The 15,232-nt window shown below is 60.7% G+C and carries 14 protein-coding genes; 8 read left to right on the top strand and 6 right to left on the bottom strand.

The window, feature by feature from the left end; translation table 11 throughout:
• Window positions 1-10: 10 nt before the first annotated feature.
• From choX to LOY43_RS00130, 3 genes are all read left to right on the top strand, one after another.
• Window positions 11-931 carry a choline ABC transporter substrate-binding protein gene (gene choX / locus LOY43_RS00140; RefSeq protein WP_095049562.1) on the top strand — a complete coding sequence of 307 codons (921 nt, stop codon included), beginning with the start codon at window positions 11-13 and terminating at the stop codon, window positions 929-931.
• Between the two features lie 255 nt (window positions 932-1,186).
• Window positions 1,187-2,755 carry a SulP family inorganic anion transporter gene (locus tag LOY43_RS00135; RefSeq protein WP_258709035.1) on the top strand — a complete coding sequence of 523 codons (1,569 nt, stop codon included), beginning with the start codon at window positions 1,187-1,189 and terminating at the stop codon, window positions 2,753-2,755.
• Window positions 2,756-3,066: 311 nt separating this feature from the next.
• Window positions 3,067-4,008 (top strand): transposase, encoded by a 942-nt coding sequence (locus LOY43_RS00130; RefSeq protein WP_220558825.1) that lies wholly within the window; start codon window positions 3,067-3,069, stop codon window positions 4,006-4,008.
• Window positions 4,009-4,046: 38 nt separating this feature from the next.
• On the opposite strand, the gene aroE is transcribed toward LOY43_RS00130, so the two are convergent.
• Both aroE and hemF read right to left on the bottom strand, forming a co-directional pair.
• Window positions 4,047-4,868 (bottom strand): shikimate dehydrogenase, encoded by an 822-nt coding sequence (gene aroE, locus LOY43_RS00125; protein WP_258709034.1) that lies wholly within the window; start codon window positions 4,866-4,868, stop codon window positions 4,047-4,049.
• 9 nt (window positions 4,869-4,877) lie between these two features.
• On the bottom strand, window positions 4,878-5,792 hold the full coding sequence (hemF, locus tag LOY43_RS00120) for an oxygen-dependent coproporphyrinogen oxidase (RefSeq protein ID WP_095049565.1): 915 nt from the start codon (window positions 5,790-5,792) through the stop codon (window positions 4,878-4,880).
• 150 nt (window positions 5,793-5,942) lie between these two features.
• On the opposite strand from hemF, the gene LOY43_RS00115 reads away from it, so the two are divergent.
• Window positions 5,943-6,920, top strand: coding sequence for an NADPH:quinone reductase (locus LOY43_RS00115; RefSeq protein ID WP_095049566.1), 978 nt, complete (start codon window positions 5,943-5,945; stop codon window positions 6,918-6,920).
• Window positions 6,921-6,984: 64 nt separating this feature from the next.
• Here LOY43_RS00115 and LOY43_RS00110 read toward each other — a convergent pair whose 3' ends face one another.
• The 4 genes from LOY43_RS00110 to LOY43_RS00095 all read right to left on the bottom strand — a co-directional run bounded on the left by LOY43_RS00110 (window position 6,985) and on the right by LOY43_RS00095 (window position 10,719).
• The gene (locus LOY43_RS00110; RefSeq protein WP_258709033.1) at window positions 6,985-7,659 is read right to left on the bottom strand and encodes a hypothetical protein; all 675 of its coding nucleotides are present in this window, start codon (window positions 7,657-7,659) and stop codon (window positions 6,985-6,987) included.
• A 240-nt stretch (window positions 7,660-7,899) separates the two neighbouring features.
• Window positions 7,900-8,457 (bottom strand): L-threonylcarbamoyladenylate synthase, encoded by a 558-nt coding sequence (locus LOY43_RS00105; protein ID WP_093429535.1) that lies wholly within the window; start codon window positions 8,455-8,457, stop codon window positions 7,900-7,902.
• Window positions 8,458-8,512: 55 nt separating this feature from the next.
• Window positions 8,513-9,613 carry a DNA-processing protein DprA gene (gene dprA, locus LOY43_RS00100; protein ID WP_116254176.1) on the bottom strand — a complete coding sequence of 367 codons (1,101 nt, stop codon included), beginning with the start codon at window positions 9,611-9,613 and terminating at the stop codon, window positions 8,513-8,515.
• Window positions 9,614-9,693: 80 nt separating this feature from the next.
• Window positions 9,694-10,719 (bottom strand): LysM peptidoglycan-binding domain-containing protein, encoded by a 1,026-nt coding sequence (locus LOY43_RS00095; RefSeq protein ID WP_095049569.1) that lies wholly within the window; start codon window positions 10,717-10,719, stop codon window positions 9,694-9,696.
• Between the two features lie 160 nt (window positions 10,720-10,879).
• On the opposite strand from LOY43_RS00095, the gene def reads away from it, so the two are divergent.
• From def to trkA, 4 genes are read left to right on the top strand one after another with little or no spacing between them, the layout of a single operon-like run.
• Complete coding sequence (gene def / locus LOY43_RS00090) at window positions 10,880-11,386, top strand: peptide deformylase (protein ID WP_016984087.1); 507 nt, start codon at window positions 10,880-10,882, stop codon at window positions 11,384-11,386.
• A 57-nt stretch (window positions 11,387-11,443) separates the two neighbouring features.
• Window positions 11,444-12,403, top strand: coding sequence for a methionyl-tRNA formyltransferase (gene fmt / locus LOY43_RS00085; RefSeq protein WP_220557227.1), 960 nt, complete (start codon window positions 11,444-11,446; stop codon window positions 12,401-12,403).
• Window positions 12,400-13,710 (top strand): 16S rRNA (cytosine(967)-C(5))-methyltransferase RsmB, encoded by a 1,311-nt coding sequence (gene rsmB, locus LOY43_RS00080; protein WP_095049571.1) that lies wholly within the window; start codon window positions 12,400-12,402, stop codon window positions 13,708-13,710. The genes fmt and rsmB overlap by 4 nt, the downstream gene beginning before the upstream one ends.
• A 22-nt stretch (window positions 13,711-13,732) precedes the next feature.
• Window positions 13,733-15,109 carry a Trk system potassium transporter TrkA gene (trkA, locus tag LOY43_RS00075; protein ID WP_064389689.1) on the top strand — a complete coding sequence of 459 codons (1,377 nt, stop codon included), beginning with the start codon at window positions 13,733-13,735 and terminating at the stop codon, window positions 15,107-15,109.
• Window positions 15,110-15,232: the final 123 nt, after the last annotated feature.

Here is a 15,232-nt window from a genome sequence, read left to right as displayed (position 1 = left end):
GGGGACGTCCATGCGTAAGTTATCCACAATAGTGACGGTCGGCCTGTTCGCGCTGAGCAGCGCCTCGGCCTTCGCCGAGCAAAGCTGCGACACCGTGAAAATGGCCGATCCGGGCTGGAGCGACATCGCCGCGACCAACGCCATCACCGGGTTTCTGCTGGATGGCATGGGCTACAAGGCCAAGGTCGACACCCTCGCGGTGCCGATCACCTTCGGTGGTTTGAAGGACGGCCAGGTGGACGTGTTTCTCGGCAACTGGATGCCGGCGCAGCAGGGTTTCTATGACAAGTTCGTCGCCACCGGCGATGTCACGCAACTGGCGAAGAACCTCGACGGCACAGAATTCACCCTCGCCGTGCCGGACTACGTGTGGGACGCGGGTGTGCATAACTTTGCCGACCTGAACAAATACGCGGACAAGTTCGACCGTAAGATCTACGGCATCGGTTCGGGTGCGCCGGCGAATATCTCGCTGCAGGAAATCATCAAGAAGAACGACTTCGACATGGGCCAGTGGAAGCTGATCGAATCCAGCGAACAGGCGATGCTGGCTGAAGTGTCGCGGGCGGTGAAGAAACAGAAATTCGTCACCTTCCTCGGCTGGACGCCGCACCCGATGAACGTGCAGTTGAAGATGCATTACCTCAAGGGTGGCGAGAAGTACTTTGGCGACACCGGCAGCGTGTTTACGTTAACGCGCAAAGGCTACGCCGAGGCGTGTCCGAATGTGGGCAAATTGCTGACCAATCTTTCGTTCACTCAGGAGATGGAGAACAGCATCATGGCTGAGGTGGTGAACAAAAAGGTCAGCAATACCGAGGCGGCGAAGGCTTGGATCAAGGCGAATCCGGCGGTGTTGGATAAGTGGCTGGATGGCGTCAAGACGGCTGACGGAAAGGATGCGTTGGCGGCGGTGAAAGCGAAGCTTTGATCGTGGGGCTGTTGGAATTGTGCCCGGCTTGAGATTGTTGCCCCCTCACCCCAGCCCTCTCCCCCAGAGGGGCGAGGGGGAAAGGGAGCCGATATCTGTTGGATTCAAAACTTGCGCTCAACTCTGAAATCGCAGATCGGTGAATCTCTGACAAACACCACGGTCAGTCCCCTCTCCCTCTGGGAGAGGGTTAGGGTGAGGGGCCTTTGCCCTGGCACCCTGATAACCTTGAACAAAACCCAACCGCGAGGACCCATGGCCTTCCCCAGCCGCCACTCTCTCTTCCCCTTCCTCACCTGGTTGCCGCGACAAACCCGCGCCAGCGTCGGACGGGATCTGATCGTCGGCCTCAGCGGGGCGATTCTCGCCTTACCCCAGTCGATTGCCTACGCATTGATCGCCGGTCTGCCACCTGAGTACGGCCTCTACGCCGCGATCATCCCAGTGCTGATCGCCTGCCTGTGGGGTTCGTCGTGGCATTTGATCTGCGGTCCGACGGCAGCGATTTCGATTGTGCTGTTTGCCAGTGTCAGCCCTTTAGCGGTTCCGGCCTCGCAGGACTACATCACCCTGATCCTGCTGCTGACCTTGCTTGCGGGGATATTCCAGTGGCTGCTCGGTTTGCTGCGCTTTGGCGCGCTGGTGAATTTCGTCTCGCATTCGGTGGTGCTGGGGTTCACCCTTGGCGCGGCGGTGGTGATTGCTATCGGGCAATTGCCAAACCTGCTGGGCCTGGAGTTGCCGGCAAAAGCCACTGCGCTGGCCAGTTTGATGGATCTGCTGCAACACCTGCGGGCTGTGGATAAACCTTCGCTGGTATTGGGTTTGGCCACGGTGGTCGTCGGTCTGCTGCTCAAACACCTGTTGCCGCGCTGGCCGACGCTGTTGATCACGCTGGTGCTGGCCAGTTTGCTGGTGTGGTTGTGGCCGGGCGTGTTCGGCCATGTGCATCTGGTCAGCGCGTTTGTCGGGCGTTTGCCGCCGTTCAGTGGATTGCCGCTGGATCTGGATTTGATCCTGCGGTTGCTGCCAAGCGCTGTGGCGGTGGGCATGCTCGGCCTGGTTACCAGTCTGTCGATTGCGCGCTCGATTTCGGCGCGGTCGCAGCAATTGCTTGATGCCAATCAGGAAGTCCGTGCGCAGGGCTTGTCGAATATTGTCGGGGCGTTCTTTTCCGGGTCGCTGTCGGCCGGGTCGTTCACCCGCTCGGGCCTAAGTTACGAGGCGGGCGCTTGCTCGCCGCTGGCCGGGGTGTTTTCAGCAATCTGGGTGGCGTTGTTCGCAATTTTTGGTGCGGGGCTGATTGCGCACATTCCGATCCCGGCGATGGCTGGGAGCATTCTGTTGATTGCCTGGGGGCTGGTCGACCACCGAGGCATTCGCTCATTGCTGCGCGTCAGCCGCGCCGAGTTCGTGGTGATGGCCCTGACTTGTCTGGCGACGTTGCTGCTGGAGTTGCAGACAGCGATTTATGCCGGTGTGCTGGCCTCGCTGTTCTTTTACCTCAAGCGCACTTCGCAACCGCGCGTGCAGCACTGGCGCGACGGCGAAGACGATGTGTTGCGTGTCGGCGGATCGATCTTTTTCGGCGCCAGCCATTACCTGCAAGTACGTCTGCAGCGCATGCACGGCGCACGCGTGGTGATTGAGGCGCAGCAGATCAACTTCATCGACTATTCGGGCGTGGAGATGTTGCATCAGGAGGCGCGACGCTTGCTTAGCCAGAATCGCAGCCTGACCTTGCGCCGGGCGCGGCCGCAGGTCGTAGAGGAGTTACGCAAACTGGAAGGGCCAGAGAAATGCCCGATCCGGTTTGAGGATTGATTGGCGATCAAGGTAATCCTTGTGGGAGCGAGCCTGCTCGCGAAGACTGCTGCACATCCAACATTGATGTGTCAGACAGACCGCTTTCGCGAGCAGGCTCGCTTGTATGGTAGGACTTGAAGGGAGGAGGAGGGACAAGGCTCGATTCTGACTGTTGACGCAGCACAGACCGTGGGAGATTTCGCCCCTCCTCCTTTCACCCAAGCGCCGATAAAGAATGCATCTGGCTAGACCGACGATAGGAACAAGCCTGCGCCTCTGGGTGAGCCCTTCAAGTGCTCAAACCTTATCCCGGAGGAAATCCTGTGGCAATGCCGGTCGCTCTATCAAATCCGATCGTTGGCGTGGATGTCGCCAAAAATGAACTGGTGATTTATCAGGCCGATAGCGATCTGCTTGAAGCAATTCCCAACACCAAAACATCCATTAAGCAGTGGCTGAAGGCCTTGCTCGGCCCCGTGTCTATTGCCATTGAGGCAACCAACATCTACCACCTGGAATTCGCTGATTTGGCCTATGCGGCCGGTTGCACGATTTACATGGTGGGCGGCTATGAACTCAAACATTACCGCGAAGGCGTGAAGATCCGCGCCAAAACCGACGCCTTGGACGCCAAGTTGCTGGCCCGTTACCTGAAGAACGAAGCCGAGGAGTTGCGCCCCTGGACCCCGCCATCACCGCTGTACCGCCAGCTCCTGAGCCTTTTCCGCCGCCGCGCGGCTTTGGTCCAGGCAAGGGTCGGCCTGGTGCAGAGCTGGTCGAATGAGCCGCTATTGAAGGCAGCTTTTGCTGAACAAATAAAATCCATGCAGCGGCTTGAAACGATGATCGAAAAGACGATCAACGATCAGCTCAAACAAGCCGGTTTGCTCGGCCAATTGAAGCGTTGCCTGAAAGTTGAGGGCATTGGATTTCTGACCGGAGCGCGCCTGCTCACGGCGTTTCAGCGGGGGGAATTTAGCAACGCGGATGCGTTTATCGCCTTCCTGGGCATGGATTTAAGGGTATCGAAATCAGGGCAAAAGGACGGTCGCCGCAGCTTGACCAAGCGCGGAGACCCCGAGGCCCGCCGACTTTTGCACAACGCTGCGATGTCGGCTAGCCGTACGAAAGCCTGGAAAGGGTTTTACGAGGCCCAAAGAGCACGGGGTTTCAGCACCACGCAGGCGTTGGTGATGCTGGCTCGCAAACTTGCTCGGGTGGTATTCGCCTTGCTGAAAGGGCAAAGCGAATACCAGACAAAAGTCAGTTGAGGGCTTCCCCTCAACCATAGAATCTCCCACATGGGTATTTATTGCGCCAGTTGGCGGCGTAGTTCGGCGAGTACCGGAGCGGTATCAGGGCGCACACCACGCCACAGGAAAAACGCCTCAGCCGCCTGCTCCGCCAACATCCCCAAGCCATCCATCGCCACCGCCGCGCCATGTTCACGGGCCCAGCGGCAGAACGCCGTCGGCTCCTTGCCGTACATCATGTCGTAGCAGAGGGTCTTGCCCGGCTCGATCAGGCTCGGTGCAATCGGCGGCACGTCACCAGTGAGGCTGGCCGATGTGGCATTGATGATCACGTCAACCGGCTCGCGCAACCAGTCGAAACCACTGGCCGAGACCGGCCCGAGGTCGCAGAACAACTCCGCCAGCAACTCAGCCTTGTCCACCGTACGATTGGCGATGATCACCGAGGCCGGTTGTTCCGCCAGCAACGGTTCCAGCGCACCGCGCACCGCACCACCGGCACCGAGCAGCAAAATGCGTTTGCCGGTCAGGCTGAACCCGGCGTTCACCGTCAGATCGCGCACCAGTCCGGCGCCGTCAGTGTTATCACCGAGCAGTGAGCCGTCGGCCAGTTTGCTCAAGGTGTTCACCGCGCCAGCCCGTTGTGCACGCGCGGTCAGGCTGTTGGCCAGACGATAGGCATCTTCCTTGAACGGCACAGTGACGTTGGCGCCGCGACCCTCCTGGAAAAACGCCGTGGCGCAGCCGGCGAAATCGTCGAGCGGCGCCAGCAAGGTGCTGTAGTCGAGGTGCTGGCCGGTCTGCTCGGCGAACAGCTTGTGAATCATCGGCGATTTGCTGTGGCCGATCGGGTTGCCGAAAACGACGTAACGATCCATCAGATGTCCTCAGGCCTCGGCCAGCCAGTCGCGGTCTTGCAGGAAGTACTCGGTCAGGCGTGCTTCTTCGCTGCCAGGCTCGGCTTTCCAGTCATAGCCCCAGCGCACTTGCGGCGGCAACGACATCAGGATCGACTCGGTGCGCCCGCCCGATTGCAGACCGAACAAGGTGCCACGGTCGTAGACCAGATTGAACTCGACGTAACGGCCACGGCGGAATTCCTGAAACTCTCGCTGCCGGGCAGTGAAGGCATCGTTCTTGCGGCGCTGCACGATCGGCAGATAGGCGTCGATGTACGCGTCACCGATGGCGCGCATAAAGGCGAAGCTGGTGTCGAAGTCCCATTCGTTCAGGTCATCGAAAAACAGGCCGCCAATGCCACGCGGTTCGTGGCGATGCTTGATGTGGAAATAGGTATCGCACCAAGCCTTGTAGCGCGGATAAACGTCTGCCCCGAACGGCGCGCAGGCCTGCTCGGCGATGCGGTGCCAGTGAACGCAATCTTCTTCATTGCCGTAATACGGGGTCAGGTCGAAGCCGCCGCCGAACCACCAGACCGGCTCTTCACCCTCCTTCTCGGCGATGAAAAAGCGCACGTTGGCGTGGGACGTCGGCACATGCGGGTTGTGCGGGTGGATCACCAGCGACACGCCAAGGGCTTCGAAACCGCGGCCAGCCAATTCCGGGCGATGGGCGCTGGCCGACGGTGGCAGACCACTGCCGAAGACGTGGGAAAAGTTGACACCACCCTTTTCGATTACCGTGCCGTTCTCGATCACGCGAGTACGACCGCCACCGCCGGCGGGCCGGGTCCAGGCGTCTTCGACGAAGCGCGTGCCGCCGTCTTCGGTTTCGAGAGCCGCGCAGATGCGGTCTTGCAGGTCGAGCAGATAGGCCTTTACGGCGTCGGTGCGGGTCGTCATGGCTTCACCTTGAATCGGGCGGCGCCCCGGCAGACGGGCGACGCAAATGGGCGCGTAGCATACCACCGCACAACAGCCCGCCGCAGTTGACGAAGATCAAGCATGGGAGTTGGATAGGGGGCTCACAAAAGACCCAAGGAGAGCAGGCAGATGGCAAAGCGTATCCAGTTCCGCGCCCATGGCGGCCCCGAAGTGCTCGAATATGTTGATTACCAACCCGCCGCGCCCGGCCCCAATCAAGTCCGCGTGGCGAACAAGGCGATCGGCCTGAACTTCATCGACACCTATTACCGCAGCGGTCTGTACGCACCGCCCGCCTTGCCGTCCGGCCTGGGTGCTGAAGGTGCGGGGATCGTCGATGCCGTGGGCAGCGACGTCACCCGGTTCAAGGTCGGTGATCGCGTGGCCTATGGCAGCGGCCCGTTGGGGGCCTACAGCGAATTGCATGTGCTGCCCCAGGATAATCTGGTGCATCTGCCCGACGAAATCAGTTTCGAAACGGCTGCCGGTGTAATGCTCAAAGGCCTGACCGTGCAATACCTGCTGCGCCAGACCTATGAACTCAAGGGTGGCGAAACCATTCTGTTCCACGCGGCGGCCGGCGGTGTCGGTTCGCTAGCCTGTCAGTGGGCCAAGGCACTGGGTGTGAAGCTGATCGGCACCGTCAGTTCCAAAGAGAAAGCCGAACTGGCCAAGGCCAATGGCGCCTGGGCGACGATCGATTACAGCCACGAAAACGTTGCCCAGCGCGTGCTGGAATTGACCGATGGCAAGAAAGTCCCGGTGGTCTATGACGGTGTCGGCAAGGACACCTGGCTGACGTCCCTCGACAGCGTTTCGCCGCGTGGCCTGGTGGTGAGCTTCGGCAATGCCTCCGGTGCGGTGGACGGCGTGAATCTGGGGATTCTCTCCGCCAAGGGTTCGCTGTACGTGACCCGGCCGACGCTGGCGACTTATGCCAACAACGCCGAAAACCTGCAGCGAATGGCCGATGAGCTGTTCGAGATGATCATCAGCGGCAAGTTGAAGGTGGATGTCAGCCAGCGTTATCCACTGGCTGATGCGGCGAAGGCGCAAACCGAGCTGTCGGCGCGGCGCACTACCGGTTCCACCGTCCTGCTGCCTTGATACCTCCGGGCGTCCTGCCAGTCAGGGTTTCAGAACCATGACTGGCAGGACGCTTCGAGAGTGTTCAGTACTGCGGTGGATGAGCCGCCAACGGTCTTGGCGCCCAATGACCGACCGTCGCGGAATCAGGCTGTTGCAAAGCGGCGAGGATTTGCCGCCACTCGGCTGACAACACCCAGTAATCCCCGCGTGCGCGCTGTTCGATATGCAAGGGATTGGAGGCGACCGGCATCAGACCGAAACGCTGGTACAGGCGTAGCTGCGATGCCCTGCACAACGCTGTGACACCTTGATAGCCCTGTTTTATGGCCCACTCGGCAGCGGCCGCCAGCAGACTGTCGACGGCAATGGGCTGTTGGCTGGGCGCGTACGAGATCAAGCGACTGAGTTCGACATGGCGTGACAAGGCCACCGTGGGCGAAACATGTTGCTGCGCCAGTGATGCCCACTCGAACGGCGCCGGAGTGGCCCTCAATACCGCCAGCAGTTGCTCGTGCCGATACAGCAGAAAATGGGTACTGCGCGACCGTGTCGCCAGTCGGGTTTCGAGCATCCGCGCCCTGGACGTCAGCATGTAATGCTGCAGCCGAAGCCGAAATTGCCGATCGATAAACCGATCGAACACCTGGGTATCCGACCCCGCTTCAAGCATCACGATACGGCAACCCTCCTGATGACTGTTTAACGTCACCTGGAGCGCCTGCAGGTGATCCGTGAGTTGCAAATCCGTAGTGTCCATTCTTTCTCCGCAGACCTTAACTTATCGAAGTGTTTCGAGTGCAGGGAAAGGATGGTTGCTTTTGGCGATACCGCCACGAAATGCGGTCTGATAATCAGGTGGGAAAATTCAGTTGATTCAAATAGTTGACGATTTTTCCGACGCAACAACCAGCATCATTGCAGGATAAATCGCAGGCACCTGTAGTACTCCTCGCCATCAAGGCGAGGAGTACTCACGTTACAAATGTTCGAGGCTGGATCAGTCGGGACGAATGACTTTGCCGGTCGCCAGATCACGAATCACGCTGGGGTTCTTGCGCCCACCCAGTTGCCCGCCCAGTATCAGATCGATCTGCCCACGGAAATACTGCTCGACACGCAATCGCGTGCGCGCCGCCGGGCGGCCCTGCGGGTTGGCTGAGGTCGAAATCAACGGCCCGACCATCGAGCACAGATCGCGTACTTGCGGATGATCACTGACCCGCAGCGCGACGGTATCGTGCATGCCGGTCACCCATTCCGGGAGCAAGCCTTGATGCGGCACCAGCCAGGTGTTCGGCCCCGGCCAGGTGCTGGCCATGCGGTCGATCCATTCTTGCGGGAAGTCTTCGAACAGAAAGTCGAACTGGCGAATGTTGTCGGCAACCAGAATCAGGCCTTTGACCACCGAACGATTCTTGATCGCCAGCAAACGATCCACGGCCTCTTCGTTCCATGGGTCGCAACCCAGCCCCCAGACGGCTTCGGTTGGATAGGCAATCACCGCCCCGGCGCGAATCTCTCGTGCGGCTTGTTGCACACGCCAACTGTTAACCATGAAAAAACTCTCCGCAAACAGGTTTCGCGCAGTTTACCGATCTTCCTTGTAAAACCTAGCGTGTCCTGGCCAACCAGCGACCGTTTTCGCACACTGCACGGCCATCCATTTCCAGTTCGGTGAGTGCCGCCAGCACTTTGGGCAACGTCCAGCCGCTGCTGTCAGCCAAGCCTTCGCTGGTGTGCGGGGCGGCATGGAGCAGGATGAGCAACGGGTGATCGGCTTTCGCCGTGTCAGTGGATAGCGGCAGATGCTGCCAACCACGCAAGGCTTCGAGGATGTGCTCAATGGTTTCCACCAGCACCGCGCCATCGCGGATCAATTGGTGACAGCCGCGCGCGCCGGGATGATGGATCGAACCGGGAATGGCATAAACCTCGCGCCCCTGTTCTGCTGCCAGCCGCGCGGTGATCAGCGAACCGCTGGCCACACTGGCCTCGACCACCAGTACACCAAGGGACAAACCGCTGATGATGCGGTTACGTCGCGGGAAGTTGCTCGCCGTTGGTCCGGCGTCCAGCGGAAACTCGGAAAGCACTGCGCTGCCGGACGCAATCATCGCGTCAGCCAGGCGGCGGTTGCGCTGTGGATAAAAATTTTCCAGCCCCGTGCCGAGGACACCGACCGTCAACCCGCCAATATCCAGCGCGGCCTGATGCGCAGCGGCATCGATGCCTAGCGCCAGGCCGCTGGTGATGACGAAACCGGCCCCGGCGAGACTGCGGGAAAATGCCACTGCGGTGTCCATGCCCGGACGCGATGCCCGGCGACTGCCAACCATCGCCAGTTGCGGTTTTTCCAGAATCTGCGGATCACCGGCAACAAACAATAGTGGTGGCGGATCGGGAATCTGCGCCAGCAACGCCGGGTAATCCGGCTGGTCCCACATCAGCAAATGATGCTCGGGGCGCTCTAGCCAGCGCATTGCATGGCTGGCGCCGTCGCGAACCTCGGGACAGCGCCGCGCTTCGGCACACGTCGCCGGCAAACCCAGCGAACGCCAGGCGCTGGCCGGTGCGCTGATGGCTTTGGAGGCCGAGCCGAAAGCCTCGAGCAATTTGGCAAAGCGCTTGGGGCCGACATCGGGCAAGCGGTGCAGGCGCAAACGCGCTTCCAGTTCCGCCGGGGAAACTGGTGTACAGACAGGCAACATGATGGATCATCCTTGATCGTTATAAGCCCCGAACCATTCGGAACAAGCTGTGGATAACTCTGTTGGTAACTTGTGCAGCACGCTTACGGATTTCGCACCTTGTCGAGCACCGCCAACGAGCGCGATGCGTTGAGGACGAGGCCGTAGCTGAGTTTGTCGTAAGTGCGGAACACCATCAGCAACCCGGCGCGTTCATCGGGAATCTTCAGTGGCTGGCCGGTGATGCGGTCACGCACGGTTTCGCCGGTTTTCATCACCACCAGCACGTTGCCTTCGGCCAGACCGTCGCGCTTGCCTTTGTTCAACGTGACCACGTCCATCACGCCAATCTGGGTGACGCCGCGCGGTACATCGATGATCACGCCGTTGATACTGGTGGTTGGCGCGCTGGGCATGAAGGTCGAGTTGATCGAGCGCTCTTCGCCGCTGAACAAACGGTCGCCGAGGCGCACTTCCTGGGTGGTGCGTTGCAGGGCGAGGGTGGCGACGTCGCCTTCGGTGGCGACGATTTCGCCGCCGCCGATGTCGTCGGCGTTGATCCCGAGAAACTCCTGGGTCTGTGGATCGGTGTAGACCTTGCCCTGACGGAAGATGCCGTAGACCGGTTGATCGGGATCGAAATGGCCGCGAGCGAAGATCCGGTCGCCAGTGCCGCTGAGCACGCGTTCGGCGTCACCCGCGACGATGTACGGCGCCTTGTCGAAATCCTCGACCTTGTCGACGATGCGGTTGCTCAGCAAAAAGCTGTTGATGGATTTCAGCGGAATGCTCGGAATCGCCTCGGCCACCGGGCTGGTGCGAATGCGTGGCGAGAGCTTGATGGTGCCGCGCGACTCGCCGCGATTAAGGGTCAGACGTGGCTGGCCATCGACATAACTGAGCGTCAGCGTGTCGCCGGGATAGATCAGGTTGGGGTTTTCGATTTGCGGATTGGCCCGCCACAGTTGTGGCCACTGCCAGGGCTCGCGCAGGTATTTGCCGGAAATGTCCCAGAGCGTATCCCCCGAAACCACCGTGTATTGCTGTGGAAAACCATCCCTGAGTTGCACTTGCCCTTGCGCCACGCCGGCCGAGGCCAACAGCAGCAGGGCGAGTAGTGTTTTCCTCATGCAGTGAATCCCTTTATCATGTGCATTCGCGTGAACCGTCAGAGCCCGCGTGGCTCGCTTGTGCAAAATGCACAAGCTACGCTTCACAACGGTAGCCTGCATCTTCGGACCTGCCAGGCCATCGCCCGACTTTACTCAACGTGTGCAGCAATCAAAGCCTATGGCCATTTTAAACATCCTCGAATTCCCGGACCCGCGTCTGCGCACTATCGCCAAGCCTGTGGCTGTAGTGGACGACGAAGTGCGTCAGTTGGTCGATGACATGTTTGAAACAATGTATGAAGCGCCGGGCATCGGCCTTGCCGCGACCCAGGTCAACGTGCACAAACGTATCGTCGTGATGGACCTTTCCGAAGACCGCACCGAACCGCGGGTGTTCATCAACCCCGAGTTCGAATCGCTGACCGACGAAATGGACCAATACCAGGAAGGTTGCCTGTCGGTACCGGGTTTCTACGAAAACGTCGACCGCCCGCAAAAGGTCAAGATCAAGGCGCTGGACCGCGATGGCAAGCCCTATGAACTGATCGCCGAAGGCCTGCTCGCGGTGTGCATCCAGCACGAATGCGACCACCTCAACGGCAAATTGTTCGTCGATTACCTGTCCACGCTCAAACGCGACCGGATCAAGAAGAAACTGGAAAAGCAGCACCGCCAGAACGCTTGATGCCCCTCTTCAAAGGCTTGCTGCGGCAAGCCTTTTTCTTTTTATGAGACTCCCTTCATGACTGAGCCACTGCGCATCGTTTTTGCCGGCACCCCCGAATTCGCCGCCGAACACCTCAAGGCCCTGCTGAACAGCCCTTACGAGATCGTTGCGGTCTATACCCAACCGGATCGTCCGGCCGGTCGCGGGCAAAAACTGATGCCAAGCCCGGTCAAACAACTCGCCCTGGAAAACCATATTCAGGTGTTGCAGCCGCCGACCTTGCGCAACGCTGACGCTCAGGCTGAACTGGCCGCACTGAAGCCGGATTTGCTGGTAGTGGTCGCCTACGGCCTGATCCTGCCGCAAGTGGTGCTGGATATCCCGCGTCTGGGCTGCATCAACAGCCACGCCTCCTTGCTGCCACGCTGGCGCGGTGCGGCGCCGATTCAGCGCGCCGTCGAACACGGTGACGCGGAAAGCGGCGTGACCGTGATGCGCATGGAAGCGGGCCTCGACACCGGACCGATGCTGCTCAAGGTCGTCACGCCGATCACCGGCGAAGACACCGGCGGCACGCTGCACGACCGCCTCGCCGAAATGGGTCCGCCCGCCGTGGTCCAGGCGATTGCCGGTCTGGCTGCAGGCACGCTGGAAGGCGAAGTGCAGAACGATGAGCTCGCCACTTACGCGCACAAGCTGAACAAAGACGAAGCACGCATCGACTGGAGCCGTCCGGCCGTTGAGCTGGAACGCCTGGTGCGCGCCTTCAACCCATGGCCGATCACCCACAGCACCCTCAACGGTGAAGCGCTGAAAGTACTGGCGGCGACACTCGCCGAAGGTAAAGGCGCGCCGGGTGAAATCCTCAGCGCCAGCAAGGACGGTTTGGTCGTCGCTTGCGGCGAGCAGGCGCTGTGCCTGACCCGCCTGCAACTGCCCGGCGGCAAGGCGCTGAACTTCAGCGACCTGTTCAACAGCCGTCGAGAGAAATTCGCTGTCGGCACCGTGCTCGGCGCAGCGGTGGACGCGCAATGAACCCGCGCCTGGCCGCCGCCAAGGCACTCGCCGCCGTGCTCAGCGGCAAAGCCTCTTTGAACAGCTCCCTGCCGACGCAACTGGACAAAGTCGAGGATCGTGATCGCGGCTTCACTCAGGATCTGGCCTTCGGCACTGCGCGCTGGCAGCCACGCCTGTCGGCACTGGCCGAGAAGCTGCTGCAAAAGCCGTTCAAAGCCGCGGATGCCGACGTCGAGGCGTTGCTGCTGGTCGGTCTCTATCAATTGCTCTACACCCGCGTGCCGGCCCACGCCGCCATCGGCGAAACGGTGGGTTGCGCGGACAAGCTGAAGAAGCCGTGGGCCAAAGGCCTGCTCAACGCGGTGCTGCGTAACGCCCAGCGCGAAAGCGAGACGATTTTCGCTGAGTTGGAACGTGATCCGGTGGTGCGTACCGCTCACCCGCGCTGGCTGCAAAAATCCCTGAAGGCCTTCTGGCCGGAGCAGTGGGAAGCCATCTGCGCAGCGAACAACGCACATCCGCCGATGATCCTGCGGGTCAACCGCCGCCATCACAGCCGCGACGCCTACCTCGGCTTGCTGACTGAAGCCGGGATTGCCGCGACGCCGTGCGTTTACAGTCGCGACGGCATCATTCTCGAAGCCGCTGCCGACGTACGCAGCCTGCCAGGTTTCGCCGAAGGCTGGATCAGCGTGCAGGACGAAGCGGCGCAACTGGCCGCCGATCTGCTCGATCTGGCGCCGGGCCAACGCGTGCTCGACGCCTGCTGCGCGCCGGGCGGCAAGACTTGCCACATCCTCGAAGCCGAACCGGCGCTGGCCGGTGTGGTGGCGGTGGATCTGGAAGCCAAGCGTCTGGTGCGGGTCAAGGAGAACCTTGAACGCCTCGGTCTCAACGCCGAACTGATCGCCGCCGACGGCCGCGATACCGCGAAATGGTGGGACGGCAAACCGTTCCAGCGCATTCTGCTCGACGCACCATGCTCCGCCACCGGTGTGATTCGCCGTCATCCGGACATCAAGCTGACCCGTCAACCGGACGACATCGTCGCCCTCGCGCAACTGCAAGGCGAGTTGCTCGACGCGATGTGGAAAACCCTCGAAGTCGGCGGCATCCTGCTGTACGCCACCTGCTCGACGCTGCCGACCGAGAATACCGAAGTCATCGCTGCGTTCCTTGAGCGTACCCCCGGCGCCCGCGAACTGGATCTGGCCACGTCGGCCGGGCTCAAACAGCCCCATGGTCGCCAACTGCTGGCCCAGCAAGGGGGCCATGACGGGTTCTACTACGCCAAGCTGATCAAGATCGCTGCAGCGCGCAGCTAAACGGATTTAACGGAGTGACTGGATGAAAATCATCATCCTCGGTGCGGGACAGGTCGGCGGTTCGCTGGCAGAACATCTGGCCAGCGAGGCCAACGATATTACGGTAGTCGACACCGACGGTGAGCGCCTGCGCGACCTCGGCGACCGCCTCGACATCCGCACCGTGCAGGGCCGGGGCTCACTGCCGTCGGTGCTGCGTCAGGCCGGAGCGGACGACGCTGACATGCTGGTGGCGGTGACCAATAGCGACGAAACCAATATGGTCGCCTGCCAGGTCGCCCACACGCTGTTCCACACGCCGACCAAGATCGCCCGGGTGCGCGAAGCGTCCTACCTCAATCGCGAGGAGCAACTGTTTCAGAACGAAGCGATTCCGGTCGACGTGCTGATAAGCCCCGAGCAGGTGGTGACCAACTACATCAAGCGCCTGATCCAGCATCCGGGCGCCTTGCAGGTGATCGACTTCGCCGAGGGTGCAGCGCAACTGGTGGCGGTGCGCGCCTATTACGGCGGTCCGCTGGTGGGTCAGCAACTGCGGCAGTTGCGTGAGCACATGCCGAATGTCGAGACTCGCGTCGCCGCAATTTTCCGCCGTGACCGGCCGATCCTGCCCCAGGGCGATACGGTGATCGAGGCGGATGACGAAGTCTTTTTCATCGCCGCCCGTGAGAATATTCGTGCGGTGATGAGCGAAATGCGCCGCCTCGACGAAACCTACAAACGCATCGTCATTGCCGGTGGCGGGCAGATCGGTGAACGTCTGGCCGAGGCCATCGAAAGCCGTTATCAGGTGAAGATCATCGAGATGAATCCGGCGCGTTGCCGTTATCTCTCCGACACCCTCGACAGCACCGTGGTGCTGCAGGGCAGTGCATCAGATCGTGATTTACTGCTGGAGGAGAACATTGCCGACGCCGATATCTTCCTCGCCCTGACCAACGATGATGAAGCCAACATCATGTCGTCGCTGCTGGCCAAACGGCTGGGGGCGAAGAAGGTCATGACGATCATCAACAACCCGGCCTACGTCGATCTGATTCAGGGCGGCGATATCGACATCGCCATCAGCCCGCAACTGGCGACCATCGGCACCTTGCTGGCGCACGTGCGTCGTGGCGATATCGTTAGTGTGCACTCACTGCGCCGCGGTGCGGCAGAAGCCATCGAGGCGATTGCCCACGGTGATGCGAAGTCGAGCAAGGTCATCGGCAAGCCCATCGAGAAGATTGGCCTGCCGCCCGGCACCACCATTGGCGCGGTCATTCGCAACGAGCAAGTGATCATCGCCCACGACGACACGGTGATCGAAGCAGGCGACCATGTGATCCTGTTCCTTGTGGATAAAAAGCATATTCGCGATGTGGAGAAGCTGTTCCATGTGGGGTTGAGCTTCTTCTGAGGTTGATCGTTCCCACTCTCTGCGTGGGAATGCAGCCCGGGACGCTCTGCGTCCCAAGAGCGGACGCAGAGCGTCCATTGAGGCATTCCCACGCGGAGCGTGGGAACGATCACTGAAACGAGG

The organism is Pseudomonas sp. B21-041, assembly GCF_024748675.1.
GTDB lineage: Bacteria > Pseudomonadota > Gammaproteobacteria > Pseudomonadales > Pseudomonadaceae > Aquipseudomonas > Aquipseudomonas neuropathica.
The sequence above is the reverse complement of the archived record's forward strand: the minus strand, read 5'-3'. Positions and strand labels throughout refer to the sequence as shown.